The following is a 20636-nucleotide window of genomic DNA, read 5'->3' on the forward strand; positions in this document are numbered from 1 at the left end:
CATCCACGCGTTGCGTGGATGTGTGTCGACCAAGGTCGACACCTACCAAGAGCGAATACGCGCCGCGATCTGTCAGAGGTGGGCCACACCGCCCCGCCAGACCAACAGTCCAGCCGCCGCTTTTGACCTTGACGTTGACGTCCAGCGGGTCCCGGGCCGCAGTCCCGGGTGAAAAAAACCCCTACCGGTCGTCGCGCAGTTCGCCACCCGGCAGGAATACCCAGGTGCGGGTCACCTGCAGGATATCCACGCCATCATCCGTATTCGGCAGCGCCGGGAATGGCTGCGCCAGCCCGATCACCCGCAAGGCCGCCTCATCCAGCAACGGCGTGCCGCTGGTTTTCAGGATACGGCTGCTTTCCACGCTGCCATCGCGGCGCACCCCCACGCTGATCACCACCTGGCCCCCCAGCCGGCGCTGGCGCGCTTCGTCCGGGTAGTTCAGGTTGCCCACCTGCTCGGCGCGGTCCACCCACGCGCGCAGGTAGTTGGCATAGGCATATTCACGCGTGCTGGCCGAGACGAACTTGCGGTTCGGGCGCTTGGCGTACAGCGCCGAGCGCAGGTGCACCTCGGCGGCGAGCCGGGCCATTTCCGCATCACGCTGCTCGCGCGCGGTCTGCGCCGCGTCCGGGGTCGGCTCCAGCGGGGTGGGGCGGGCCTGCGCCTGCGCCACGGTGTCCTCGCCATTGCGGCTGCTGACCACCCGCGCCTGCGGCGGTGGCACCGGCGCGGCCGATTGCTGCTGCTGCGGCACCGGGCTCAGCCCGCTCTGCGCCTGCGGCACGATGCCGGTCTGGTTGTCGCGCGGGCGTTGCGCGCGGTCATGCTCGCCGCCGCCTTCCTGGCTGGCCGCGGCCAGGAAATCGGCCTGCTTCGGCGTCAGCGCCGTGCGGGTCTGGCTGAAGATCACTTCCAGCGTCGGCACCAGCGGTGCCTCGCCCTTCACGGCAAAGCCCACGCCCAGGATCAGCAGGGCGTGGACGATGACCGACAGGGCAAGGGTGGCCCCCAGCCGCCGCGCTTCGCGCGGCGGTGGGGCAGGCACGGCGGGCGCGGCGTCCATCAGCGCAGGCCGGCCTCGATCGCGTCGAACAGGGTGCCGGCGATGTTCAGGCCGTACTGCGCGTCCAGCTCGCGCACGCAGGTCGGGCTGGTCACATTCACTTCGGTCAGGTAATCGCCGATCACGTCCAGGCCGACGAAACGCATGCCGCGGCGCTTCATCTCCGGCCCGACCTGGGCAGCGATCCAGCGGTCACGCTCGCTCAGCGGGCGGCCTTCGCCGCGGCCACCGGCGGCCAGGTTGCCGCGGAACTCGTCACCCTGCGGGATGCGCGCCAGGCAGTAGTCCACCGGTTCGCCGTCGACCAGCAGGATGCGCTTGTCGCCGGCGGTGATGTCGGGAATGAACTTCTGGGCCAGCGCCAGCTTGCGACCGCCGTCGGTCAGGGTTTCCAGGATCACGTTCAGGTTCGGATCGCCCTGGCCGCTGCGGAAGATCGAGCGGCCACCCATGCCGTCCAGCGGCTTCAGCACGGCCTGGCCGTGTTCCAGGGCGAAGGCCTTCAGCGCCTTGGCGTCGCGGCTGACCAGGGTCGGCGGGCAACATTGCGGGAACAGCAGGGCGGCCAGCTTCTCGTTGTAGTCGCGCAGGCCCTGCGGGTTGTTGACCACGCAGGCACCGGCGGCGGCGGCTACGTCCAGCACCTGGGTGTCATAGACGTATTCGGCATCGACCGGCGGGTCCTTGCGCATCAGCACGATCTGGCCTGGACCGAACGCGGTGCGGCTGAATGCGCCAAGTTCGTACCAGCCGGCGGGGTCGTCGCGGACCTGCAGCGGGGCGGTCTGGGCCACCGCCACGCCACCTTCCAGGGCCAGGCCGCCCGGCCGCACATAGTGCAGGGCATGGCCGCGGCGCTGGGCTTCCAGCAGCATGGCGAACGTGGTGTCCTTGGCGATCTTGATGTGGGCGATGGGGTCCATCACCACGATGACGTTCAACGGCATGGCTGCACCTGTCAGGCAAGGCGTTGATGGTAGCGGCAACGCCCCCCGCGTGCCTGCCCGGGGTGCTGCAACGCTGCGTCGCTCCGCCGCCTGCGCAGTCATTGCCAATCCGGTCACGTTCAGTCGGCCGCGGCCCCATGCGCCGTGGATGCCGCTTGAAGCGGGCGGCGGAAGTGCGATATAGATACGCCTTCGTAGCGGCCCCCAGCACAGAAGGGTCGCGCGCTTGGGGAACGGCAATGACTGAAAACACGACTGCGGGCGGGGAGCTCGCAGGACTCCGGGTGATGGTCATCGATGACTCGAAGACCATCCGCCGGACTGCGGAAACGCTGCTGAAGCGCGAAGGCTGCGAAGTGGTGACCGCGACCGATGGCTTCGAGGCCTTGGCCAAGATCGCCGACCAGCAGCCACAGATCATCTTCGTGGACATCATGATGCCCCGTCTCGACGGGTATCAGACCTGCGCGCTGATCAAGGGCAACCAGCTGTTCAAGGCAACGCCGGTCATCATGCTGTCCTCCAAGGACGGCCTGTTCGACAAGGCCCGCGGACGCATCGTCGGCTCGGAACAGTACCTGACCAAGCCTTTCACGCGGGAAGAACTGCTGGGTGCCATCCGCACATACGTCAACGCCTGACCAGGGGGGAAAGGCACAATGGCTCGTATCGTCCTGATCGAGGATTCACCGACCGACCGCGCGGTGTTCACCCAGTGGCTGCGCCGTGCCGGCCACGAGGTGCTGGAAGCGGACAACGCCGAGGATGGCCTGCAGCTGGTGCGTGACCAGGTTCCGCAGCTGGTGCTGATGGACGTGGTCCTGCCCGGCATGAGCGGCTTCCAGGCCACCCGCGCGATGTCGCGCGATGCGGCGATCAAGCACATCCCGGTGATCATCGTCAGCACCAAGGCGATGGAAACCGACAAGGCATGGGGCCTGCGCCAGGGCGCGGCCGATTACATCGTCAAGCCGCCGCGCGAGGAAGACCTGATCGCGCGGATCAACGAACTGGTGGCCTGATGCGTTCGCCTTTCGACATTCTTGAAGCCTACGAACGGCGCAGCCTGTCCCATGCAGTGCAGCTGCCCGGGCGGCAGTTCGCCGAGGACCTCTGGCGTGGCGTCGGCTTCCGCGTGGGCCAGCGCCGGCTGGTGTCCGATTTCCGCGAAGTGGTGGAAATCGTGCCGATGCCGCCGGTGACCCCGGTACCCTGCGCGCAGCCCTGGCTGCTGGGCGTGGGCAACCTGCGCGGCAACCTGTTCCCGGTGGTCGACCTGAAGTACTTCCTGGAAGGCACGCGCACCGTGCAGCAGGAAGGCCAGCGCGTGCTGATCATGCGCCAGGCCGGCGGCGACGTCGCCCTGACCATCGACGAGCTGTTCGGCCAGCGCAGTTTCGAACTGGGCCAGCAGGTCCAGGCCGGCACCCTGGCCGAAGGCCGCTACGGTCATTTCGTCGATCGCGCCTTCCATGCCGACGGCCATGACTGGGGCGTGTTCTCGCTCTCGTTGCTGTCGCGCACCCCTGAATTCCGGCAAGCCGCGGCCTGAGGCCGGGCAACGCCCCCTGCATTGAAGATCGAGGTTGAACGATGAGTACTGCTTCGGACGCCCCCAAGACCGGCAAGCTGCGGCTGGGCGGCAGCAACCTCTGGCTGGCCCTGCTGGCCCTGTCGATGATCCTGTTCGGTGTGAACACCGGCGTCTCCACCTGGCAGGGCAGCCGCTTGGCCGATGCCGGTTCCAAGGCCGCCGACCTGCAGGTGCTCTCGCAGCAGCTGGCCAACCAGGGCCGTGATGCCGTGGGCGGCAACGCGCAGGCGTTCACCGCCTTCAAGGCCACCCGCAACGCCATCGAAGAGAACGTGTCCACGCTGCAGGGCCGCTACGGCAACGAGCCGGGCGTGTCCAAGGCGATCACCACGCTGTCCGACACCTGGGCGCCGCTGGGCAAGCAGGCCGGCCAGCTGGTCGCCAGCGAGCCGGCGGTGCTGGCGCTGGCCGGCAACGCCAACAACTTCACCGGCGCGGTGCCGGGCCTGCAGGCCCAGTTGAACGAGCTGGTGCGCGCGATGTCCGCTTCCGGTGCGCCCGCATCACAGGTGTACAGCGCCCTGCAGCAGGTCGTGGTGGCCGGTTCGATGGCCCGCCGCGTGACCGAAATGCGCGCCGGTGGCGCCGCCGCGGCCGCCTCGGGCGACGCGCTGGCCCGCGACATCACCGTGTTCTCCCAGGTGCTCGATGGCCTGCGCAACGGCAACGAAGACCTCGGCATCACCGCCGTGCGCGGTGCCGGTGCGGTCGCTGCGCTGGAACAGTCGCAGCAGAAGTGGGAAGCGATGAAGCAGGACGCCGACGCGATCCTGGCCAGCTCGCGCCAGCTGTTCGCCGCGCAGTCCGCCGCCAACGCGCTGGGCCAGGGCTCCTCGCGCATGCTGGACGACAGCCGCAAGCTGTTCGAGGCGTTCTCCTCGTTCGGCTCGGTGTCCGATACCCGCCTGTTCCCGAACTTCTGGATCGGCGTCATCTCCGGTGCGCTGTCGCTGATCGCGATCATCGGCTTCGTTTCCACCAGCGTGCGTAGCCGTTCGCGCGAACAGGAACTGCGCTACCAGACCCAGGTGGAGTTCAACAGCCGCAACCAGCAGGCGATCATGCGGCTGCTGGACGAAATCTCCTCGCTCGGTGAGGGTGACCTGACCGTCAAGGCTTCGGTGACCGAGGACATGACCGGCGCCATCGCCGACGCAATCAACTACGCCGTGGACGAACTGCGCCACCTGGTGACCACCATCAACGACACCTCGGCCAAGGTCGCGGTGTCCACCCAGGAAACCCAGGCCACCGCCATGCAGCTGGCGGAGGCCGCCGGCCACCAGGCCAACCAGATCACCTCGGCCTCGGACCGCATCGGCGAAATCGCAGCGAGCATCGAGCAGGTGTCGCGCAACTCGGCCGAGTCGGCCGACGTGGCACAGCGCTCGGTGGTCATCGCCGCCGAGGGTGCCGGCGTGGTCCGCGAGACCATCCAGGGCATGGACCAGATCCGCGACCAGATCCAGGAAACCTCCAAGCGCATCAAGCGCCTGGGCGAGTCCTCGCAGGAGATCGGCTCGATCGTGGAACTGATCAACGACATTTCCGAGCAGACCAACATCCTGGCGTTGAACGCGGCCGTGCAGGCAGCGTCGGCCGGTGAAGCCGGCCGCGGTTTCGCGGTCGTGGCCGACGAAGTGCAGCGCCTGGCGGAACGTACCTCGGGTGCGACCCGACGCATCGAAAACCTGGTTCAGGCCATTCAGGCCGATACCAACGAAGCGGTGACCTCGATGGAGCAGACCACCGCCGAAGTGGTCTCCGGTGCGCGCCTGGCCGAGGACGCCGGTACCGCACTGACCGAGATCGAGCGGGTGTCCAACGCCCTGAACACCCTCATCAAGAACATCTCCATCGCCGCCCAGCAGCAGTCCGCTGCGGCCTCGGACATCACCCGCACGATGGGCGTGATCCGCCAGATCACCGGCCAGACCTCGCAGGGTGCCGGACAGACCGCCGAGTCGATCGGCCACCTGGCGCAGTTGGCGGCCGACCTGCGTCGTTCGGTCGCCGACTTCAAGCTGCCGGCGTGACGCGGGCAGGGCGGCGAGCAAGGAATCATTCGATGAAGCATTTCCATTTCCCACGCCAGAACACGCGCGACCTCCGCGCGGTGGCGACCGGAGCGCGTCCATGAGCAGCCTGCGCGATGCGATGAGCCATGCAGCGCTGGGCTGGGTCAAGCCGGAGCTGGACGAGACCCTGCGCCAGGTGCGCCACGAGGTCGAGTACTTCGCCGAGGACCCGGCTGACGGCAGCCGCATGCGCATCTGCGCCGGCTACCTGCACCAGGTGCAGGGCACCCTGCGCATGGTCGAGCTGTATGCCCCGGCGATGGTGGCAGAGGAACTGGAACAGCTGGCCGTGGCCGTCGGCGAAGGCCGCGTGGCCGACCGCGATGAAGCCTGCGCCACGCTGATGCGTGGCAGCGTGCTGCTGCCCGATTACCTGGAACGCCTGCAGAACGGCCACCGCGATATTCCGATCGTGCTGATGCCGCTGCTGAACGAGATCCGTGCCGCGCGTGGCGAAGAAGGCGTCAATGACAGCGTGCTGTTCGCTTTCGCGCCGGACAGCGTCAGCGCCACCGAGGCCGAACTGGACCACGCCCGTGGCAGTCTGAGCGGCCGCAACCGCGAGCTGCTTGATACTGTCGGCAGCGCGGTCAAGGAAGAACTGCTGCAGGTCAAGGATGCCCTGGACCTGCACCTGCGTACCGGCGGTGCGTCGCAGCAGCTGCAGGAACAGGTGACCAAGCTGGGCGCGGTCGGCGACACGCTGGGCATGATGGGCCTGGGCGCTGCCCGCGGCGTGGTCGCGCAGCAGCGCGATGCGCTGCTGGCCGTGGTCGAAGGCCGCCAGCAGATCGACGAAGACATGCTGCTGGATATCGCCGGCGCGCTGCTGTACGTCGATGCTTCGCTGGACGACCAGGTCGCCCACCTGGGCGCCGGCGGCAGTGGCGAGGATGACCCGGGCGCGGTGGAGAACCGGCGCACGGTGGAAGTGCTGGCGCACGAGGCGATCGCCAATTTCGCTGCTGCCCGCGAGCATTTCGTTGCCTTCATCGAAACCAGCTGGAACCACGCCGAACTGCAGGACGTACCGCGCCTGCTGGGCGACGTGTCCGGTGCGCTGCGCATGCTCGACCTGGGCACCGCCGCCGATTACCTGCGCGGCGTGCAGCAGTATATCGAAGCCGAACTGATCGGCCGCCAGCGCGTGCCCAGTGGCCGCCAGCTGGACACGCTGGCCGATGCCATGGCCAGCCTGGAGTACTACCTGGAAGCGCTGCGTGACCGCCGCCCGGGTCGCGAGGACATCCTCGACATCACCCGCAGCAGCCTGGAAACCCTGCGCTACTGGCCGCTGCCCGAGCGCAGCAGCACCGCAGCCGAGACCGGGGGCGACGCGGATCCGCTGCAGCCGATCGAGCGCGAGAGCGTGCCGCTGGCCGCCGCTGCGCTGCAGCTGGAGCCGGTGGAGATCGCCGTGCAGCCTGCCGCACCGGCGCCAGGCGCGATCCCGCCGCTGCTGCCGGACTTCACCTTCGATCCGCTGCCGGCTGCGCCGTTGGCCGACAACAGCCTGATGTTCGGCGCGCTGGGCGGGCAGGACATCGCCGCATCCACGCCGGAGCAGACCGAACCGGCACCGTTGCTGTTCGCCGCCTCCACCGCGCCGGTGCCGAGCGTGCCGCAGTGGGAGCTGGGTGGCAATGACGCCGCCCCCGTCGCCGATGAGCTCGCGCCGACCTTCAACAGCTTCGATCCGGTCAGCTTCGAACACAACGGCGCGGCCCAGCACGTGGCCGCGCAGTGGTCGTTGTCCGACGTCGCAGCGGCGCAGGCCGATGATGGGCACGCGCTGGTGCTGGAAGACAGCGTCGAGGACTTCGGCGTTGCCGCGCTGGACGACGCCGCAGGCGCTTCGCTGGAGCTGGCGGCCGTGCCCGGGTTCGATCCGGTGGCTGCCGAGCATGATGGCCCGGCCGTGCTGGCCGACGAGGTGGTGTTCCACTTCGACAACAGCGCATTGGACAACGCCGACGACGTGCTGTCGCTGCAGGCGATGGAAACGCTGTCGCTGGACGAGGAAGACGGCGCGGAGCTGCCGGTGCTTGAGATCGCCGACGCCGTTGAAGCCGCGCCGGTCGAGGTACTGGAGCTGGAGTCCACCGCGACGATCGAGCCGGTCGAGCAGATCGACCTGGCCGATGTGGTTGCCGAAGCGGCACCGGTTGAAATGATAGAGGCCCTGGCCGCCGCCGAGACCGGCGCGGACGAGGTCCTGGCCACTGCCGCCGCGCCTGCCGCGACCGTGTCCCTGGTCGATGTCGATACCATCGCGCCGATCGATTTCAGCGAGGCCGATGCGCAGTTCTTCGCCGAACTGGGTGCGGCTGCCGCCGAGTTCAATCCGCAGGCCGCGCCGGCCACCCCGGCACCGGACGTCGCTGCCGTGGCTGCCGAAGCCACCGGCTTCGAGGCGGGCTTCGACGACGATGCCGAGAACATCGACCAGGACATCCGCGAGGTATTCCTGGAAGAGTTCGATGACGAGATGGGCAATCTCGCCATGCTGCTGCCGGCCTGGCGCATGCAGCCGGACAACATGGACCGGCTGCGTCCGATCCGCCGCATCTTCCACACCCTCAAGGGCAGTGGCCGCCTGGTCGGCGCCCGCACCCTGGGCGAGTTCGCCTGGAAGATCGAGGGCATGCTCAACCGCGTGCTCGATGGCAGCCGTGCGGCCAGCCCGGCCGTGCTGGCGATGGTCGACCATGCCAACACCGCGCTGCCGCAGCTGAATGCCGCGCTGCGCGATGGCCAGCGCGTCACCGTGGACCTGCAGGCAATGCAGGCCATCGCCGACCGCGTTGCCGCCGGTGAGGAAACCTTCTACGTGCCGCTGCCGGTGGCCGCCGCGCCGCAGCCGGTGGCGCCGGCCGAAGCCGTGGCCGACGTGCCGGTGCTGGACGACGCCGCTGCCGTGGAAGAGGCGCTTGCCGCCGACACCGTGGCCGAGCTGGCCGGTACGCCAGCCAACATCGACAGCGTGCTGCGCGAGATCCTGGAAGCCGAGGTGGAAGTCCACCTGGCGACCCTGCAGCAGTGGCTGCAGTCGGCGCAGCAGGCCGAGCAGCCGGTGAACGATGCGCTGCTGCGCGCCGTGCACACCATGAACGGCGCCTTCGCGATGACCGAAGTGCCGGAGATCACCGCCGTTACCGGTGCCGCCGAGTCCTACATCAAGCGTGCGCTGGCCGCCGAAGTGGTGCCGGGTGCCGAGGCGCTGGGTGCGCTGGAAGCCACCGCGCAGGCGATCAGCACCACCATGGACGCGCTGCAGGCCGAACAGCCGCGCATCGTGCCGCAGGCCGAGCTGGCACAGCGCCTGCAGGCGCTGGCCGGTGAACTGCCGGAAGCGCGCTGGCCGATGGTCGGTCTGGAAATGGACGACGAAGATTTCGACGAAGCCGAAGCCGAGGCCGAGGCCGAGGCGAGTGCCGCCGACATCGACGTGGTCGATGTGCAGCGCCATGTCGAGGTTGAAGCGGAGGTCGCGACCAATGTTGAAGCGTCTGCTGACGCCGCCGTGCCCGAGGCCGGCCTGGAGACTGCCGAACTGACGGGGGGCGAAGACCTGTCGCGCTACTTCGACGCCGGCTGGCCGTCGATGCCGGAGGCCGCTGTCTCGCTGCCGACGGTGATCGAAGCGGACGCTGCCGTTGAAGGCATCGAAGCCGATGGCGTTGCTGAAACCGCTGAAGCCGACCAGGACACCGCTGAAGTCGCGCCAGTTGCGATCGATGTGGACGCCGCCGGCCTGACCGCCGTCGACGATCTGTCGCCGTACCTGGACGCCAGCGCGCTGCCGGTGGATGACCGTGATCTGGAAGACGCCGGAGTTGCGGCGGAAGATGACGCAATTGACCTGAGCCCGCTGCCGCAGGCGCCGGTCGTAGAAGCGGTTGACGAAGACATCGAGGCATTGGCGCTCGACAGCGACGCAACCAGCCTTCAGGATGAAATGGCTGTGCCGGGCTTCGCAGAACCGGTCACGCTGGAGGCCGCGCTCGAAGCCGGCCTGCACGTGATCGAGGACGAACAGGCGCAGGACGAGGATGGCCAGTGGCCCGTGCTCGGTCTGCAGGCCAGCGAACTCGCGCCGGGCGAGGCGGAAGCCTTTGCCGAGGATGCGGACGTCGGCGGGGAGGCGGCGGTCGGTGAAGGAGAGAGCGCCGACCTGCCGTCCCCGGCGACGGTGAATGACGACGTGTTGGTTGACGACCCGTCGACCGATGAGGTGGCCGAGGTAGCCGCACCGGTGCGTCTGTTCGAGATGGAAGAGGCGCCGGGCCACAGCCAGGACGCCGCCGAAGTCGCGGTCGTCGCAGCCGAAGCCGTTGAACCTGAAGCCATCGCAGCCGAAGCCGTTGAATCGGAAGCCATCGAAGCCGAGTCCGTCGAAGCCGAAGCCGATCAGCTCGACTTCACTGTCTACGACCGTGAGCTGGTCGACATCTTCGTCGAGGAAGGCAAGGACCTGCTCGACCATTGCGATGGCCTGATCAGCGAACTGCGCGATGCACCGCAGGACCGCGAGGTCGTGGCCGGTCTGCAGCGTGACCTGCACACGCTCAAGGGCGGTGCACGCATGGCCGGCATCAATGCCATCGGCGACCTCGGCCACAGCATCGAATCGCTGCTGGAAGCCGTGGCCGCTGGCCGCACCGAAATCGAACGTCCTGACGTGCAGCTGCTGGAGCGTGGTTTCGATCGCCTGCACCAGCTTCTGACCCGCACCGGTGACCACCGCGTGGTCGAGCCGCCGCAGGATCTGGTGGACGCCTTTGAAGCGCGCACCCGCAGCGATGCGGCCGCCGCTGCCAAGGCGGTGGCAGCCAGCACCGACCAGGCTGACGAGGCACCGGTGGCAACCGCGCCGCTGGCCTTGGCCGACGCGCCGCTGTCGGCACCGCTGCCCGTGGAAGGCGCGCCCGAGGAAGATCCGCTGGCGCGTCCGCAGCAGGAACAGGTGCGCGTGCGCGCCGACCTGCTCGACCGCCTGGTCAACCACGCCGGTGAAGTGGCGATCTACCGCTCGCGCCTGGAGCAGCAGCTGGGTGCCTTCCGTGGCGCCATGGGCGAACTGGAGCGCACCAATGCGCGACTGCGCGACCAGCTGCGTCGACTCGACCTGGAAACCGAGGCGCAGATCGTCGCCCGCTACCAGCGCGAGCAGGACCAGGCCGACCAGAAGTTCGATCCGCTGGAACTGGACCGCTTCTCCACCCTGCAGCAGCTGAGCCGTGCGCTGAACGAATCGGCAGCCGACCTTGGCGGCCTGCAGGGCGTGCTGGACGATCTGTCGCGCCAGTACGATTCGCTGCTGCAGCAGCAGTCGCGCGTCAGCTCGGAACTGCAGGATGGCCTGATGCGCGCGCGCATGGTGCCGTTCGACGGCCTGGTGCCGCGCCTGCGCCGTGTCGTCCGCCAGGCCGGCATGGACACCAGCAAGCAGGTGCACCTGACCCTGGAAGGTACCCACGGCGAACTGGACCGCAACGTCCTGGACCGCATGGTCGCGCCGCTGGAGCACATGCTGCGCAACTCGGTGGCCCATGGCCTGGAAGCACCGGAACAGCGTCGCGCCGCCGGCAAGCCGGAAGAAGGCGAGATCGCCATCCGCCTGCACCGCGAAGGCTCGGAAATCGTGCTGGAAGTGGCCGATGACGGTGCCGGCCTGGACCGCGAGGCGATCCGTCGCCGCGCCATTGACCGTGGCCTGCTGGCCGCCGATGCGTCGCCGAACGAGCAGCAGCTGGACAGCCTGATCTTCGCCGCCGGCTTCTCCACCGCCGACCAGGTCAGCCAGCTGGCTGGCCGCGGCGTGGGCATGGACGTGGTGCGCAACGAAGTGCGCCAGCTCGGTGGCTCGGTCGACATCCAGTCGGTGCGTGGCCAGGGCGTGCGTTTCACCCTGCGCCTGCCGCAGACCCTGGCCGTCACCCAGGCCGTGTTCGTGCAGATCGGCGAAACCACGTTTGCCGTGCCGGTGGCGTCGGTCAGTGGTATCGGCCGCCTGTCGCGCGAGCGTTTCGAAGCCGCCGACAGCAGCTACCGCTACAGCGGCGAAGACTATCCGCTGTACGACCTGGGCAGCCTGGTCGGCCAGGCCCCGGCGCGTGCCGACGGCCAGGACCAGGTGCCGCTGCTGCTGGTCCGCGCTGGCGACCTGCGTGCCGCCGTGGCGATCGATCAGGTGCTGGGCAACCGCGAAATCGTGGTGAAGCCGGTCGGCCTGCAGATCGCTTCGGTGCCGGGTATCTACGGTGCCACCATCACCGGCGATGGCCGTGTGGTGGTCATCCTCGACGTGGCCCCACTGGTGCGCCGTTATCTGGCCAACCCGATCGCGCCGGTGCAGGACAACGCGCCGCGCCAGGAGCGCCAGGTTCCGCTGGTGATGGTGGTCGACGATTCGCTGACCATGCGCAAGGTGACCGGCCGCATCCTGGAACGCCACAACTTCGAGGTCAGCGTCGCCCGCGACGGCGTCGAGGCCCTCGAGCAGCTGGAAGAGCGTGTGCCCGACCTGATGCTGCTGGACATCGAAATGCCGCGCATGGACGGTTACGAGCTGGCCACCGCGATGCGTGCCGACCCGCGCTACAAGGACGTGCCGATCGTGATGATCACCTCGCGCAGCGGTGACAAGCATCGCCAGCGCGCCTTCGAGATTGGCGTGCAGCGTTACCTGGGCAAGCCATACCAGGAGCTGGACCTGATGCGTAACGTGTATGACCTGCTGGGGATCGCCCGTGTCCGTGAGTGACGTCAATCCGGTTCCGGCCGTTGCCCTGCTGGCCCGCCCGGGTGCTGCACGTGAGCGCCTGCGCGAGGCGCTGGCGCATGCCGATGTGCAGATCGTGCTGGAAGATGACCCGATCACGCTGGAGCCGCAGGCGCTGGCCGATGCGCATCCGCAGTTCGTGGTGATCGCCCTGGAAGCGGCCATCGAGGACGCGCTGGAGCGGCTGGAGCCCGCGTTGTCGGCGCCGGGCCTGACCCTGGTGTTCGACGAGGCCGAACTGGCCGCGCGTCGCGACGGCTGGGAAGCGCAGCGCTGGGGCCGCCATCTGTCGGCCAAGCTGCACGGCCACCAGCAGGTGCTGCCGCCGGGCGCCGAAGACGAACCCGAACCCGAACCCAGCCTGCAGCTGGAACCGGGCCGGCCTTCGCCGCCGCCGGTACCGCCGAAGGATGAGGTCCTGCACGCGCACATGGAGCAGGCCCAGGACTGGGCCGACGACGTGCCGGCCGACAGCCTGTACACCACACCTGCACCGCCGGCGACGTTCGCTGAACCGCTGTCGCTGGAACAGCACCTGGCCGCGTTGCAGGCGCAGACGCCGGAGCCCGCTGCCGATGCAGTGGAGGCGGCAACGGACGATTCGCCCGTGCCGCCTCCGGTGTCCTTCGATCACACTGCCTGGTCGCTGGTCGACGAAGCCGCCGACACACCGGCCGCCGCCGCGCCCACGCGCGACGGGCCGGCGGCCGCACCGTCATTCGACACCGGCCGCCTGAGCCTGGTCGACCTGGATGCCGGCCTGCCCGCCGGTGCACGCGCCGGGGCGCTGCTGGTGCTGGCCGGCATCGGTGGACCCGATGCGCTGCGCCGCCTGCTGGGCGCGCTGCCGACCGGGCTGGCCGTGCCGGTGCTGGTCCACATGCGCCTGGACGGGGGCCGCTACGGCAACCTGGTCAAGCAGATGGCACGGGTATCGCCGCTGCCGGTGCAGTTGGCCGAGGCCGGCCGCCGCGCGACGCCGGGCGAGGTCCACATCCTGTCCGACGACATCGGCGTGCGTGCCGCCGCCGATGGCCTGCATTTCCAGACCGACCCGCTGGGTATCTCGATTGCCGCGCTGCCGGCCGAACACAGCGCCCTGGTCCTGCTCAGTGGCGCCGACCTGGCCCATGTCGGCCCGGCCCTGGACCTGGCCGAGGCCGGTGCCTGGGTGGCAGGGCAGGTGGGTGAAGGCTGCTATGACCCCGCCGCGGCAACCGCCGTGGTCGCTGCTGGCATGGTGGCCGGTGAACCGCAGGAACTGGCGCAGGCCATCGCCGCGCGCTGGGCCGTGGACGAGGACAACGGAGAGACGCCATGAGCTACGCAAACAACGATGAGATCCGTGGCGTCCTGATCCAGTCCGGTGGCGAGCGTGTGCTGCTGCCGAATGCAACGGTGGCCGAAATGATGTCGCGCGTGGCGGTGGAACCGGTGGCCGATGCGCCGCGCTGGCTGGTCGGGCAGATCGCCTGGCACGGCTGGCAGGTGCCGCTGCTGTCCTTCGCCCGTTTGTCCGGCCTGGGCGAAGAAGTGGTGGGTGGGCACAACAAGGTCGTGGTGTTGAAGGCTCTCAGCGGCAACGCGCAGCGCCCGTACTACGCGCTGGTGACGCAGAACTTCCCGCAGCTGATCTCGGTGCCGCGCGACGGCCTGCTGGCCGATGCTTCGGAAGAAACCCTGCCGGAGATCGTGCACATGCGCGTGCTGCTGGGTGAAAAGAGCGCGCTGCTGCCGAACCTGGACGCGCTGGAATCGGCGCTGGATTCGCTGGCCGCCTGACCATCCGCCGGGCATGGCCCGGCGCTACCGGACGGTGGTAGCGCCGGGCCATGCCCGGCGAGCGCAGCGGTAACAGGGTTCGGTTCCGGGTGGTAGCGCCGGGCCATGCCCGGCGATCGCAGCGGTCGCGCGATCCGACCCTTACCCCAGATCCCCCAACCGCGCCTGCAGCGCCGCGATCGCGGCCAGGCCGGCGGTTTCCGTGCGCAGGATGCGTGGCCCCAGCTGCAGGCCCTGGAAGCCCGCAGCGGCCAGCTGGTCACGGTCACGCGGTGACCAGCCACCTTCCGGACCGATCGCGATGACTACGCCCCCCGCCGGTGCGGCGTCCAGCGTCGACAGCCGGTGCACCCCCTGCGGGTCCAGCGTCAGCCGCAGCGTATCGGCCGGAAGCGCAGCCGCCGCCTGCGCCAGGGACAGCGGCGAACCCACCTGCGGGATGCGCGCGCGCCCGGACTGCCCGCAGGCCGAGGTCACCACGTTGTTCCAGTGCGCCACGCGCTTCTCGGCACGCGCCGCGTCCAGCTTCACCTCGGTACGTTCGGCATTCACCGGCACGATGGCGCTGACGCCCAGTTCGGTGGCCTTCTGCAGGATCAGGTCCATCTTCTCGCCACGCGCAATGCCCTGCAGCAGGGTGATCGCCAGCGGCGATTCATTGTCCACCGCCTGCGCCGCGTCGATGCGCACCTGCACCTCGCGCTTGCCGGCCACGGTCAGGGTGGCGCTGTAGTCGTGGCCATCGCCATTGAACAGCACGCAGGCATCGCCTTCGCGCAGGCGCATCACCCGTACCAGGTGGTTGGCCGTCTCTTCCGGCAGGGTCACGGTCTGGCCGCTGTGCAGCGCCAGGTCGATGGGGCAGCGGGTCACGCGCATGCAATCGCCTCGTCGATGGCTGCCAGCGTGGTATGTGCCAGCAGCTCCAGTTGTTCGTCATCCACGCAGTAAGGTGGCATCCAGTACAGCACGTCGCCCAGCGGGCGCAGTACCACGCCGCGCTTCAGCGCGGCCTTGTAGGCGTGCAGGCCAAGCCGCAGCGCTGGGTTGAACGGCGTGCGCCGGTTGCCGTCGCGCGACAGTTCGAAGGCCACCACCATGCCGGCCTGGCGCACATCGGCCACGTGCGGGTGGTCGGCGAAGGGCGCGGCCAGCGTGGCCATCACCGCGGCGGTGCCACGGTTGCGCGCGATCACGTCCTCGTCGCGGAAGATGTCCAGCGTGGCCAGTGCCGCCGCACACGCCAGCGGGTTGCCGGTGTAGCTGTGCGAATGCAGGAAGGCGCGCTCGCGCGAATCATCGAGGAAGGCGTCGTACAGCGCCTGCGTGGCAAGCACCGCGGCCAGCGGCAGGAAGCCGCCGGTCAAGCCCTTGGACAGGCACATCAGGTCGGGCATCACCCCGGCCTGTTCGCAGGCGAACATCGTACCGGTGCGGCCGAAGCCGGTGGCGATCTCATCGGCGATCATGAACGCGCCGTGCGCATCGCACAGCTCGCGCACGCGCTGCAGGTAGACCGGGTCATGCATGCGCATGCCGCCGGCGCACTGCAGGCGCGGTTCCAGGATCACCGCGCAGATCTCGCCGGGGTGCTGGTCGAACAGGGTGGCCAGGCCATCGGCGGCCTGCCGCGCACGGTCGGCCGCGCTCTGCCCCGGTTCGGCCAGGTAGGCATCGGGGGAGGGCGCGAACAGGCCCTCGGCCAGCAGCGGCGCGTACACGCGGCGGTACAGCGGGATGTCGCCCAGCGCCAGCGCGCCCAAGGTCTCGCCGTGGTAGCCGTTTTCCAGCGCGATGAAACGCGTGCGCCGGGTCTCGCCGCGGTTCTGGAAGTACTGGAAGGCCATCTTCAGCGCCACTTCCACCCCGGCCGAGCCGTTGTCGGCGTAGAACACCTTGGCCAGCGGCGCGCGTCCGGGCTGGCGTGGTGCCAGCGCCAGCAGGCGCTCGGCCAGGGTGATCGCCGGTTCATGGCTGAACCCGGCCAGCATCACCTGCTCCAGCTGCCCGGCCTGGGCGGCGATGGCCGCGCCGATGCGCGGTTCGGCATGACCGAACAGATTCGTCCACCAGCTGCTGACCGCGTCCAGGTAACGGTTGCCGTCATGGTCGATCAGCCAGGCGCCCTGGCCACGCGCGATCGGCACCAGCGGCAGGGTGTCCGGATGCTCGCGCATCTGCGTGCACGGGTGCCACAGCACCTGCAGGTCGCGTTGCCGCCACTGCCGGGCCAGCGGGGAGGGGGTTGGGTCTGCTAGCATTTCGGGCTCATGAACATGTTGCTGCCTGCACATTCTATCGGCCCCGGCGCACGCGCCGGCCGCCGCGGAGATTCCGCATGAACGATGACCGCAGCGGCCGTCGCCTGCCGATCATCCACCGGATCACCGACGAGGAGAACGGCCCGTTCCAGCGCCAGCACCTGGACCTGGAGTTCTCCAACGGTGAACACCGGCGCTTCGAGCGCCTGGTGAGCCGTGGCCATGGCGCCGTGGTGGTGGTGCCGATGCTGGACGAGGAAACCGTGCTGCTGGTGCGTGAATACGCCGCCGGCGTGCACCGCTACGAGCTGGGCCTGGTCAAGGGCCGCATCGATGCCGGTGAAACGCCAGAACAGGCTGCCGACCGCGAACTGAAGGAAGAGGCCGGCTACGGCGCACGCCAGGTCGACGTGCTGCGCGCGATGACCCTGGCCCCGACCTACATGAGCCACCAGTCGTGGCTGGTGGTGGCACGCGACCTGTACCCGGAAAAGCTGGCCGGCGACGAGCCGGAAGAGCTGGAAGTGGTGCCGTGGAAGCTGGCCGAACTGGACCAGCTGATGCTGCGCGAGGACTTCTCGGAAGGGCGCTCGCTGGCCGCGCTGTTCATCGCGCGCCAGTGGCTGCAGGGGCGCCGATGATCAAGCTGACCACCGAGCTGCGCGAGACCACGATCGCCATCGCCCAGCAAGCAGGGCAGGCGATCATGCAGGTCTACAGCGATGGTTTCGACGTCACCCTGAAGGCCGACGACAGCCCGGTGACCGCGGCCGATCTCGCCGCCGACCGGGTCATCCAGCAGGGCCTGCGCCAGCTCACCCCCGACCTGCCGATCCTCTCCGAGGAGTCGGCGCTGGTGCCGTGGGAACAGCGCCAGCACTGGGGCGCCTACTGGCTGGTCGACCCGCTGGATGGCACCCGCGAATTCGTCAAGCGCAACGGCGAGTTCAGCGTCAACATCGCGCTGATCTACCAGGGCGCGCCGGCCTTCGGCGTGGTCCAGGCGCCGGTGACCGGCATCGTCTGGCACGCCATGCGTGGCGAGCTGGCTTACCGCCGCCAGGGCCTGCACGACAGCGTGCTGCGCACGCGTACGCCGGCTACCGCGCCGCTGCGGGTAGCTGCCAGCCGCTCGCACCGCTCGCCGGAAACCATCGCCCTGCTCGAGCGCATGGGTGAGATCGAAACGGTGGCGCAGGGCTCGTCGCTGAAGTTCTGCCGCATCGCCGAAGGTGGGCTGGACGTGTACCCGCGGCTGGGCCCGACCTCCGAATGGGATACCGCCGCCGGCCAGTGCGTGTTGCACGCGGCCGGTGGCGCGGTGCTCTCGGCGAGCAGTGGCAAGCCGTTCCGTTACAACCGCCGCAGCACCCTGCTGAACGGCGATTTCATCGCCCTTGGCGACACCAGCCTGCCGTGGCGGGACTGGCTGTCCGACTGACCCTGGAGCCCGCATGAGCGACACCCCCACTGCCGGCAGTGCCGCCAGCACCGAACTGGAGCGCCTGCTGGCGATCATGGCGCGCCTACGCGATCCGCAGGATGGCTGTCCCTGGGACCTGGAGCAGAACTTCGCCACCATCGCCCCGTACACCATAGAAGAGGCCTACGAGGTCGCCGATGCGATCGACCGCGGCGATCTGGACGACCTCTGCGATGAACTGGGCGACCTGCTGCTGCAGGTGGTGTTCCACGCGCGCATGGCCGAAGAGCAGGGCGCGTTCGCCTTCGCCGAAGTGGCGCGCGCGATCAGCGACAAGATGCAGCGCCGCCATCCGCATGTGTTCGCCGATGTCAGCGTGGACGATGCCGATGGCGTGATGCGCAACTGGGACGCGATCAAGCGTGCCGAGCGCGCGGCCAAGGGCGACCAGGACACCTCGGCGCTGGCCGGCATCTCGCGTGGGCTGCCCGAATGGCAGCGAGCGGTGAAGCTGCAGTCGCGCGCGGCCAAGGTCGGCTTCGACTGGCCCGGTCCGCTGCCGGTGCTGGACAAGGCCGCTGAAGAACTGCAGGAACTGCGCGAGGAATTCGAGCGCGGCGACATCGCCGGCAACAAGGCGCGGCTGCAGGAAGAGCTGGGTGACCTGCTGTTCGTCTGCGCCAACCTGGCCCGCCATGCCGACATCGACCTGGGCGCGGCGCTGCGTGTTGCCAACCACAAGTTCGAACGCCGCTTCCGTGCCATGGAAGCGCAGGCGGGCGCGCAGGGTGAGAGCCTGGCCGCGCTGGACCTGGATACGCAGGAAGCGCTGTGGCAGCACGCCAAGGCCGCGGAAAAGGCGTGAAGACCCTCGCCCTGTTCCTGCTGACGGCGCTGGCCGAGATCGTCGGCTGCTACCTGCCGTGGCTGTGGCTGCGCAAGGGCGGCAGCGTGTGGCTGCTGCTGCCGGCCGCGGCCAGCCTGGCCCTGTTCGCCTGGCTGCTGACCCTGCACCCCACCGCCAGCGGCCGCGTGTATGCCGCCTACGGTGGCGTCTACATCGGCACCGCGTTGTTCTGGCTGTGGCTGGTCGATGGCATCCGTCCCAGCCGCTGGGACCTGCTGGGCGCCGCCCTGTGCCTGGCCGGCATGGCGGTGATCATGTTCGGGCCGCGCCAGCCGGTGTGATGCCCGGCGGCTGTTGCTTCCTGTAGAGCCGAGCCATGCTCGGCTGATTTCGATCTTCTGTAGAGTCGAGCTTGCTCGACTGCTTTTGGCAGAGGCAGTCGAGCAAGCTCGACTCTACGAAGCAACGGCAGCCGAGCATGGGCTCGGCTCTACACGAATCCCGGGCAGCCGAGCATGTGCTCGTCTCTACACGAATCCCGGGCAGCCGAGCATGTGCTCGTCTCTACACGAATCCCGGGCAGCCGAGCATGTGCTCGTCTCTACACGAATCCCGGGCAGCCGAGCATGGCTCGGCTCTACAAAACCGCGTCAGCGCGGGGCCTCGCACCCCAGCATCTTCAGGTCGATGGCCTCGGCCATGCGCCGGTAGCCTTCATCGTTCGGGTGCAGGTGGTCGCGGGTGATGTTGGCCGGCAGCGATTCCGGCTGCTTCGGGTCGCGCAGCGCCGCATCGAAATCGACCACCCCATCGAAGCCGCTGTCCTTGCCGCGCGCCCACTGGTTGATCGAGGCACGGGTGGTGGCCGAGACCGGCTCATAGCGCTCGGAGCCGCCGAACGGCGTCAGCGTGCCGAGGTAGGCACGGATGCCATGCGCGTGCAGGCGCGCGGCCACCTGCTGGTAACCCAGCAGCATGTCCGGTGCGTTGCGCCCGGGCAGCGGCTGCGCACCGCCGCCGTGGCGGATGTCATTGATGCCTTCGAACAGGATCACCTGGTCGGCGTCGGCCACCGCGATCGCGTCTCGGTCCAGGCGTGACAGCGCACTGTGGCTGCGGCCATGGTCCAGCACCTTGTTGCCGCTGATGCCCTGGTTGAGCACCACGAAGCGGTCCGGGCAGGCCTGCTGCAGGCGCTGCGCCAGCCGCTCCGGCCACTGGTTGAACGAACCGCGCGTGGCGGTCGCGCCTTCGGTGATCGAATCACCCAACGCAACAATGACCGACGGCCGCTGCTCACGCTGCACCATCACCGCCGAAAACACATTCTGCTGGTAGCTGACGCGCACCGTGTCGGCTACCGCCTCCTGCCTGCCATCGACCACGCGCACCACGGTACGCCGCACCGCCGGCCGGGCCGGCTGCGGGAAGTACGCGGTCACGCTGATCTCCTGCAGTGCGCCCACCGGCAATACCACCGGATCACTCAGCAGCGCGGCACCCACCGGTACGTCGATGGCACGGCGGCCAGCGACGGTGACCGACAGCGCCGCAGCCCTGCCATCCTTCAGGCGCACGCGGATGTCCTCCACGTGCAGCGGTGCATCGCCCAGCTCGTTGCTGATGCGCAGGCGCAACGCCTCGCCACGGCTGCCGACCCGGATGTCCTGGCGCACGGTCTGCGCGGCGAACTGTACCGGCGCCTCCGGCTTCCCGTCCTTGCGGTCCGGTGCCGGTGAGGCGGTCCAGGCGGTCACCCAGACCGGAGCGGCCTGGGCGACGGGTGCGGCCACGGCAGCGCCGATGGCCAGCGAAAGCAGGGTGATCCAGCGCTGCATGGCAGGTGTCCGCTCA

The 20636-nt window shown here is 69.0% G+C and carries 16 protein-coding genes; 11 read left to right on the forward strand and 5 right to left on the reverse strand.

The features are described from left to right. Window positions 1–181: 181 nt before the first annotated feature. Entirely contained in the window at window positions 182–1066 is an 885-nt protein-coding gene (locus FJU31_RS14370; RefSeq protein WP_150455354.1) for an energy transducer TonB, read from the reverse strand. Beyond that, a complete protein-coding gene (gene gshB, locus FJU31_RS14375; RefSeq protein WP_150455355.1) occupies window positions 1066–2013 on the reverse strand; it encodes a glutathione synthase in 948 nt (315 codons plus the stop codon). Before gshB ends, FJU31_RS14370 begins: the two co-directional genes overlap by 1 nt. Window positions 2014–2252: 239 nt before the next feature. Between gshB and pilG the strand changes: the two genes are divergently transcribed. The 7 genes from pilG (at window position 2253) to FJU31_RS14410 (ending at window position 14251) form a co-directional block, all read left to right on the forward strand. Continuing rightward, window positions 2253–2654: a twitching motility response regulator PilG gene (gene pilG / locus FJU31_RS14380; RefSeq protein WP_005418455.1), complete on the forward strand. Its 402-nt coding sequence runs from the start codon at window positions 2253–2255 to the stop codon at window positions 2652–2654. Window positions 2655–2672: 18 nt separating this feature from the next. Next, window positions 2673–3035, forward strand: a complete 363-nt coding sequence (locus FJU31_RS14385; RefSeq protein ID WP_108769692.1) for a response regulator — start codon at window positions 2673–2675, stop codon at window positions 3033–3035. Further along, window positions 3035–3565: a chemotaxis protein CheW gene (locus FJU31_RS14390; protein ID WP_150455356.1), complete on the forward strand. Its 531-nt coding sequence runs from the start codon at window positions 3035–3037 to the stop codon at window positions 3563–3565. Before FJU31_RS14385 ends, FJU31_RS14390 begins: the two co-directional genes overlap by 1 nt. Window positions 3566–3606: 41 nt before the next feature. Further along, on the forward strand, window positions 3607–5643 hold the full coding sequence (locus tag FJU31_RS14395) for a methyl-accepting chemotaxis protein (protein ID WP_150455357.1): 2037 nt from the start codon (window positions 3607–3609) through the stop codon (window positions 5641–5643). 100 nt (window positions 5644–5743) lie between these two features. Beyond that, a complete protein-coding gene (locus FJU31_RS14400) occupies window positions 5744–12451 on the forward strand; it encodes a hybrid sensor histidine kinase/response regulator (RefSeq protein ID WP_150455358.1) in 6708 nt (2235 codons plus the stop codon). After that, window positions 12438–13790, forward strand: a complete 1353-nt coding sequence (locus FJU31_RS14405; protein WP_150455359.1) for a chemotaxis protein CheB — start codon at window positions 12438–12440, stop codon at window positions 13788–13790. The genes FJU31_RS14400 and FJU31_RS14405 overlap by 14 nt, the downstream gene beginning before the upstream one ends. Further along, a complete protein-coding gene (locus FJU31_RS14410) occupies window positions 13787–14251 on the forward strand; it encodes a chemotaxis protein CheW (protein ID WP_150455360.1) in 465 nt (154 codons plus the stop codon). Before FJU31_RS14405 ends, FJU31_RS14410 begins: the two co-directional genes overlap by 4 nt. Window positions 14252–14392: 141 nt before the next feature. Here the strand turns inward: FJU31_RS14410 and FJU31_RS14415 are convergent, their stop codons facing one another. Together FJU31_RS14415 and bioA are read right to left on the reverse strand one after the other, a co-directional pair. Next, complete coding sequence (locus tag FJU31_RS14415) at window positions 14393–15130, reverse strand: 16S rRNA (uracil(1498)-N(3))-methyltransferase (protein ID WP_150455361.1); 738 nt, start codon at window positions 15128–15130, stop codon at window positions 14393–14395. Beyond that, on the reverse strand, window positions 15121–16512 hold the full coding sequence (gene bioA / locus FJU31_RS14420) for an adenosylmethionine--8-amino-7-oxononanoate transaminase (RefSeq protein WP_223176415.1): 1392 nt from the start codon (window positions 16510–16512) through the stop codon (window positions 15121–15123). Before bioA ends, FJU31_RS14415 begins: the two co-directional genes overlap by 10 nt. A 77-nt stretch (window positions 16513–16589) precedes the next feature. On the opposite strand from bioA, the gene nudE reads away from it, so the two are divergent. The 4 genes from nudE to FJU31_RS14440 are packed head-to-tail and all read left to right on the forward strand — an operon-like array spanning window position 16590 to window position 19123. Further along, window positions 16590–17153 (forward strand): ADP compounds hydrolase NudE, encoded by a 564-nt coding sequence (gene nudE, locus FJU31_RS14425; protein ID WP_108769684.1) that lies wholly within the window; start codon window positions 16590–16592, stop codon window positions 17151–17153. Further along, entirely contained in the window at window positions 17150–17953 is an 804-nt protein-coding gene (gene cysQ, locus FJU31_RS14430) for a 3'(2'),5'-bisphosphate nucleotidase CysQ (RefSeq protein ID WP_150455363.1), read from the forward strand. The genes nudE and cysQ overlap by 4 nt, the downstream gene beginning before the upstream one ends. Before the next feature lie 13 nt (window positions 17954–17966). Next, window positions 17967–18800: a nucleoside triphosphate pyrophosphohydrolase gene (gene mazG / locus FJU31_RS14435; RefSeq protein WP_150455364.1), complete on the forward strand. Its 834-nt coding sequence runs from the start codon at window positions 17967–17969 to the stop codon at window positions 18798–18800. Next, window positions 18797–19123 carry a YnfA family protein gene (locus tag FJU31_RS14440; protein WP_079222853.1) on the forward strand — a complete coding sequence of 109 codons (327 nt, stop codon included), beginning with the start codon at window positions 18797–18799 and terminating at the stop codon, window positions 19121–19123. Before mazG ends, FJU31_RS14440 begins: the two co-directional genes overlap by 4 nt. Window positions 19124–19432: 309 nt before the next feature. On the opposite strand, the gene FJU31_RS14445 is transcribed toward FJU31_RS14440, so the two are convergent. Further along, on the reverse strand, window positions 19433–20620 hold the full coding sequence (locus tag FJU31_RS14445) for a GDSL-type esterase/lipase family protein (RefSeq protein WP_150455365.1): 1188 nt from the start codon (window positions 20618–20620) through the stop codon (window positions 19433–19435). Window positions 20621–20636: the final 16 nt, after the last annotated feature.

It is taken from the genome of Stenotrophomonas cyclobalanopsidis (assembly GCF_008710035.1).
In the GTDB taxonomy this organism is placed as follows: Bacteria; Pseudomonadota; Gammaproteobacteria; order Xanthomonadales; family Xanthomonadaceae; genus Stenotrophomonas; species Stenotrophomonas cyclobalanopsidis.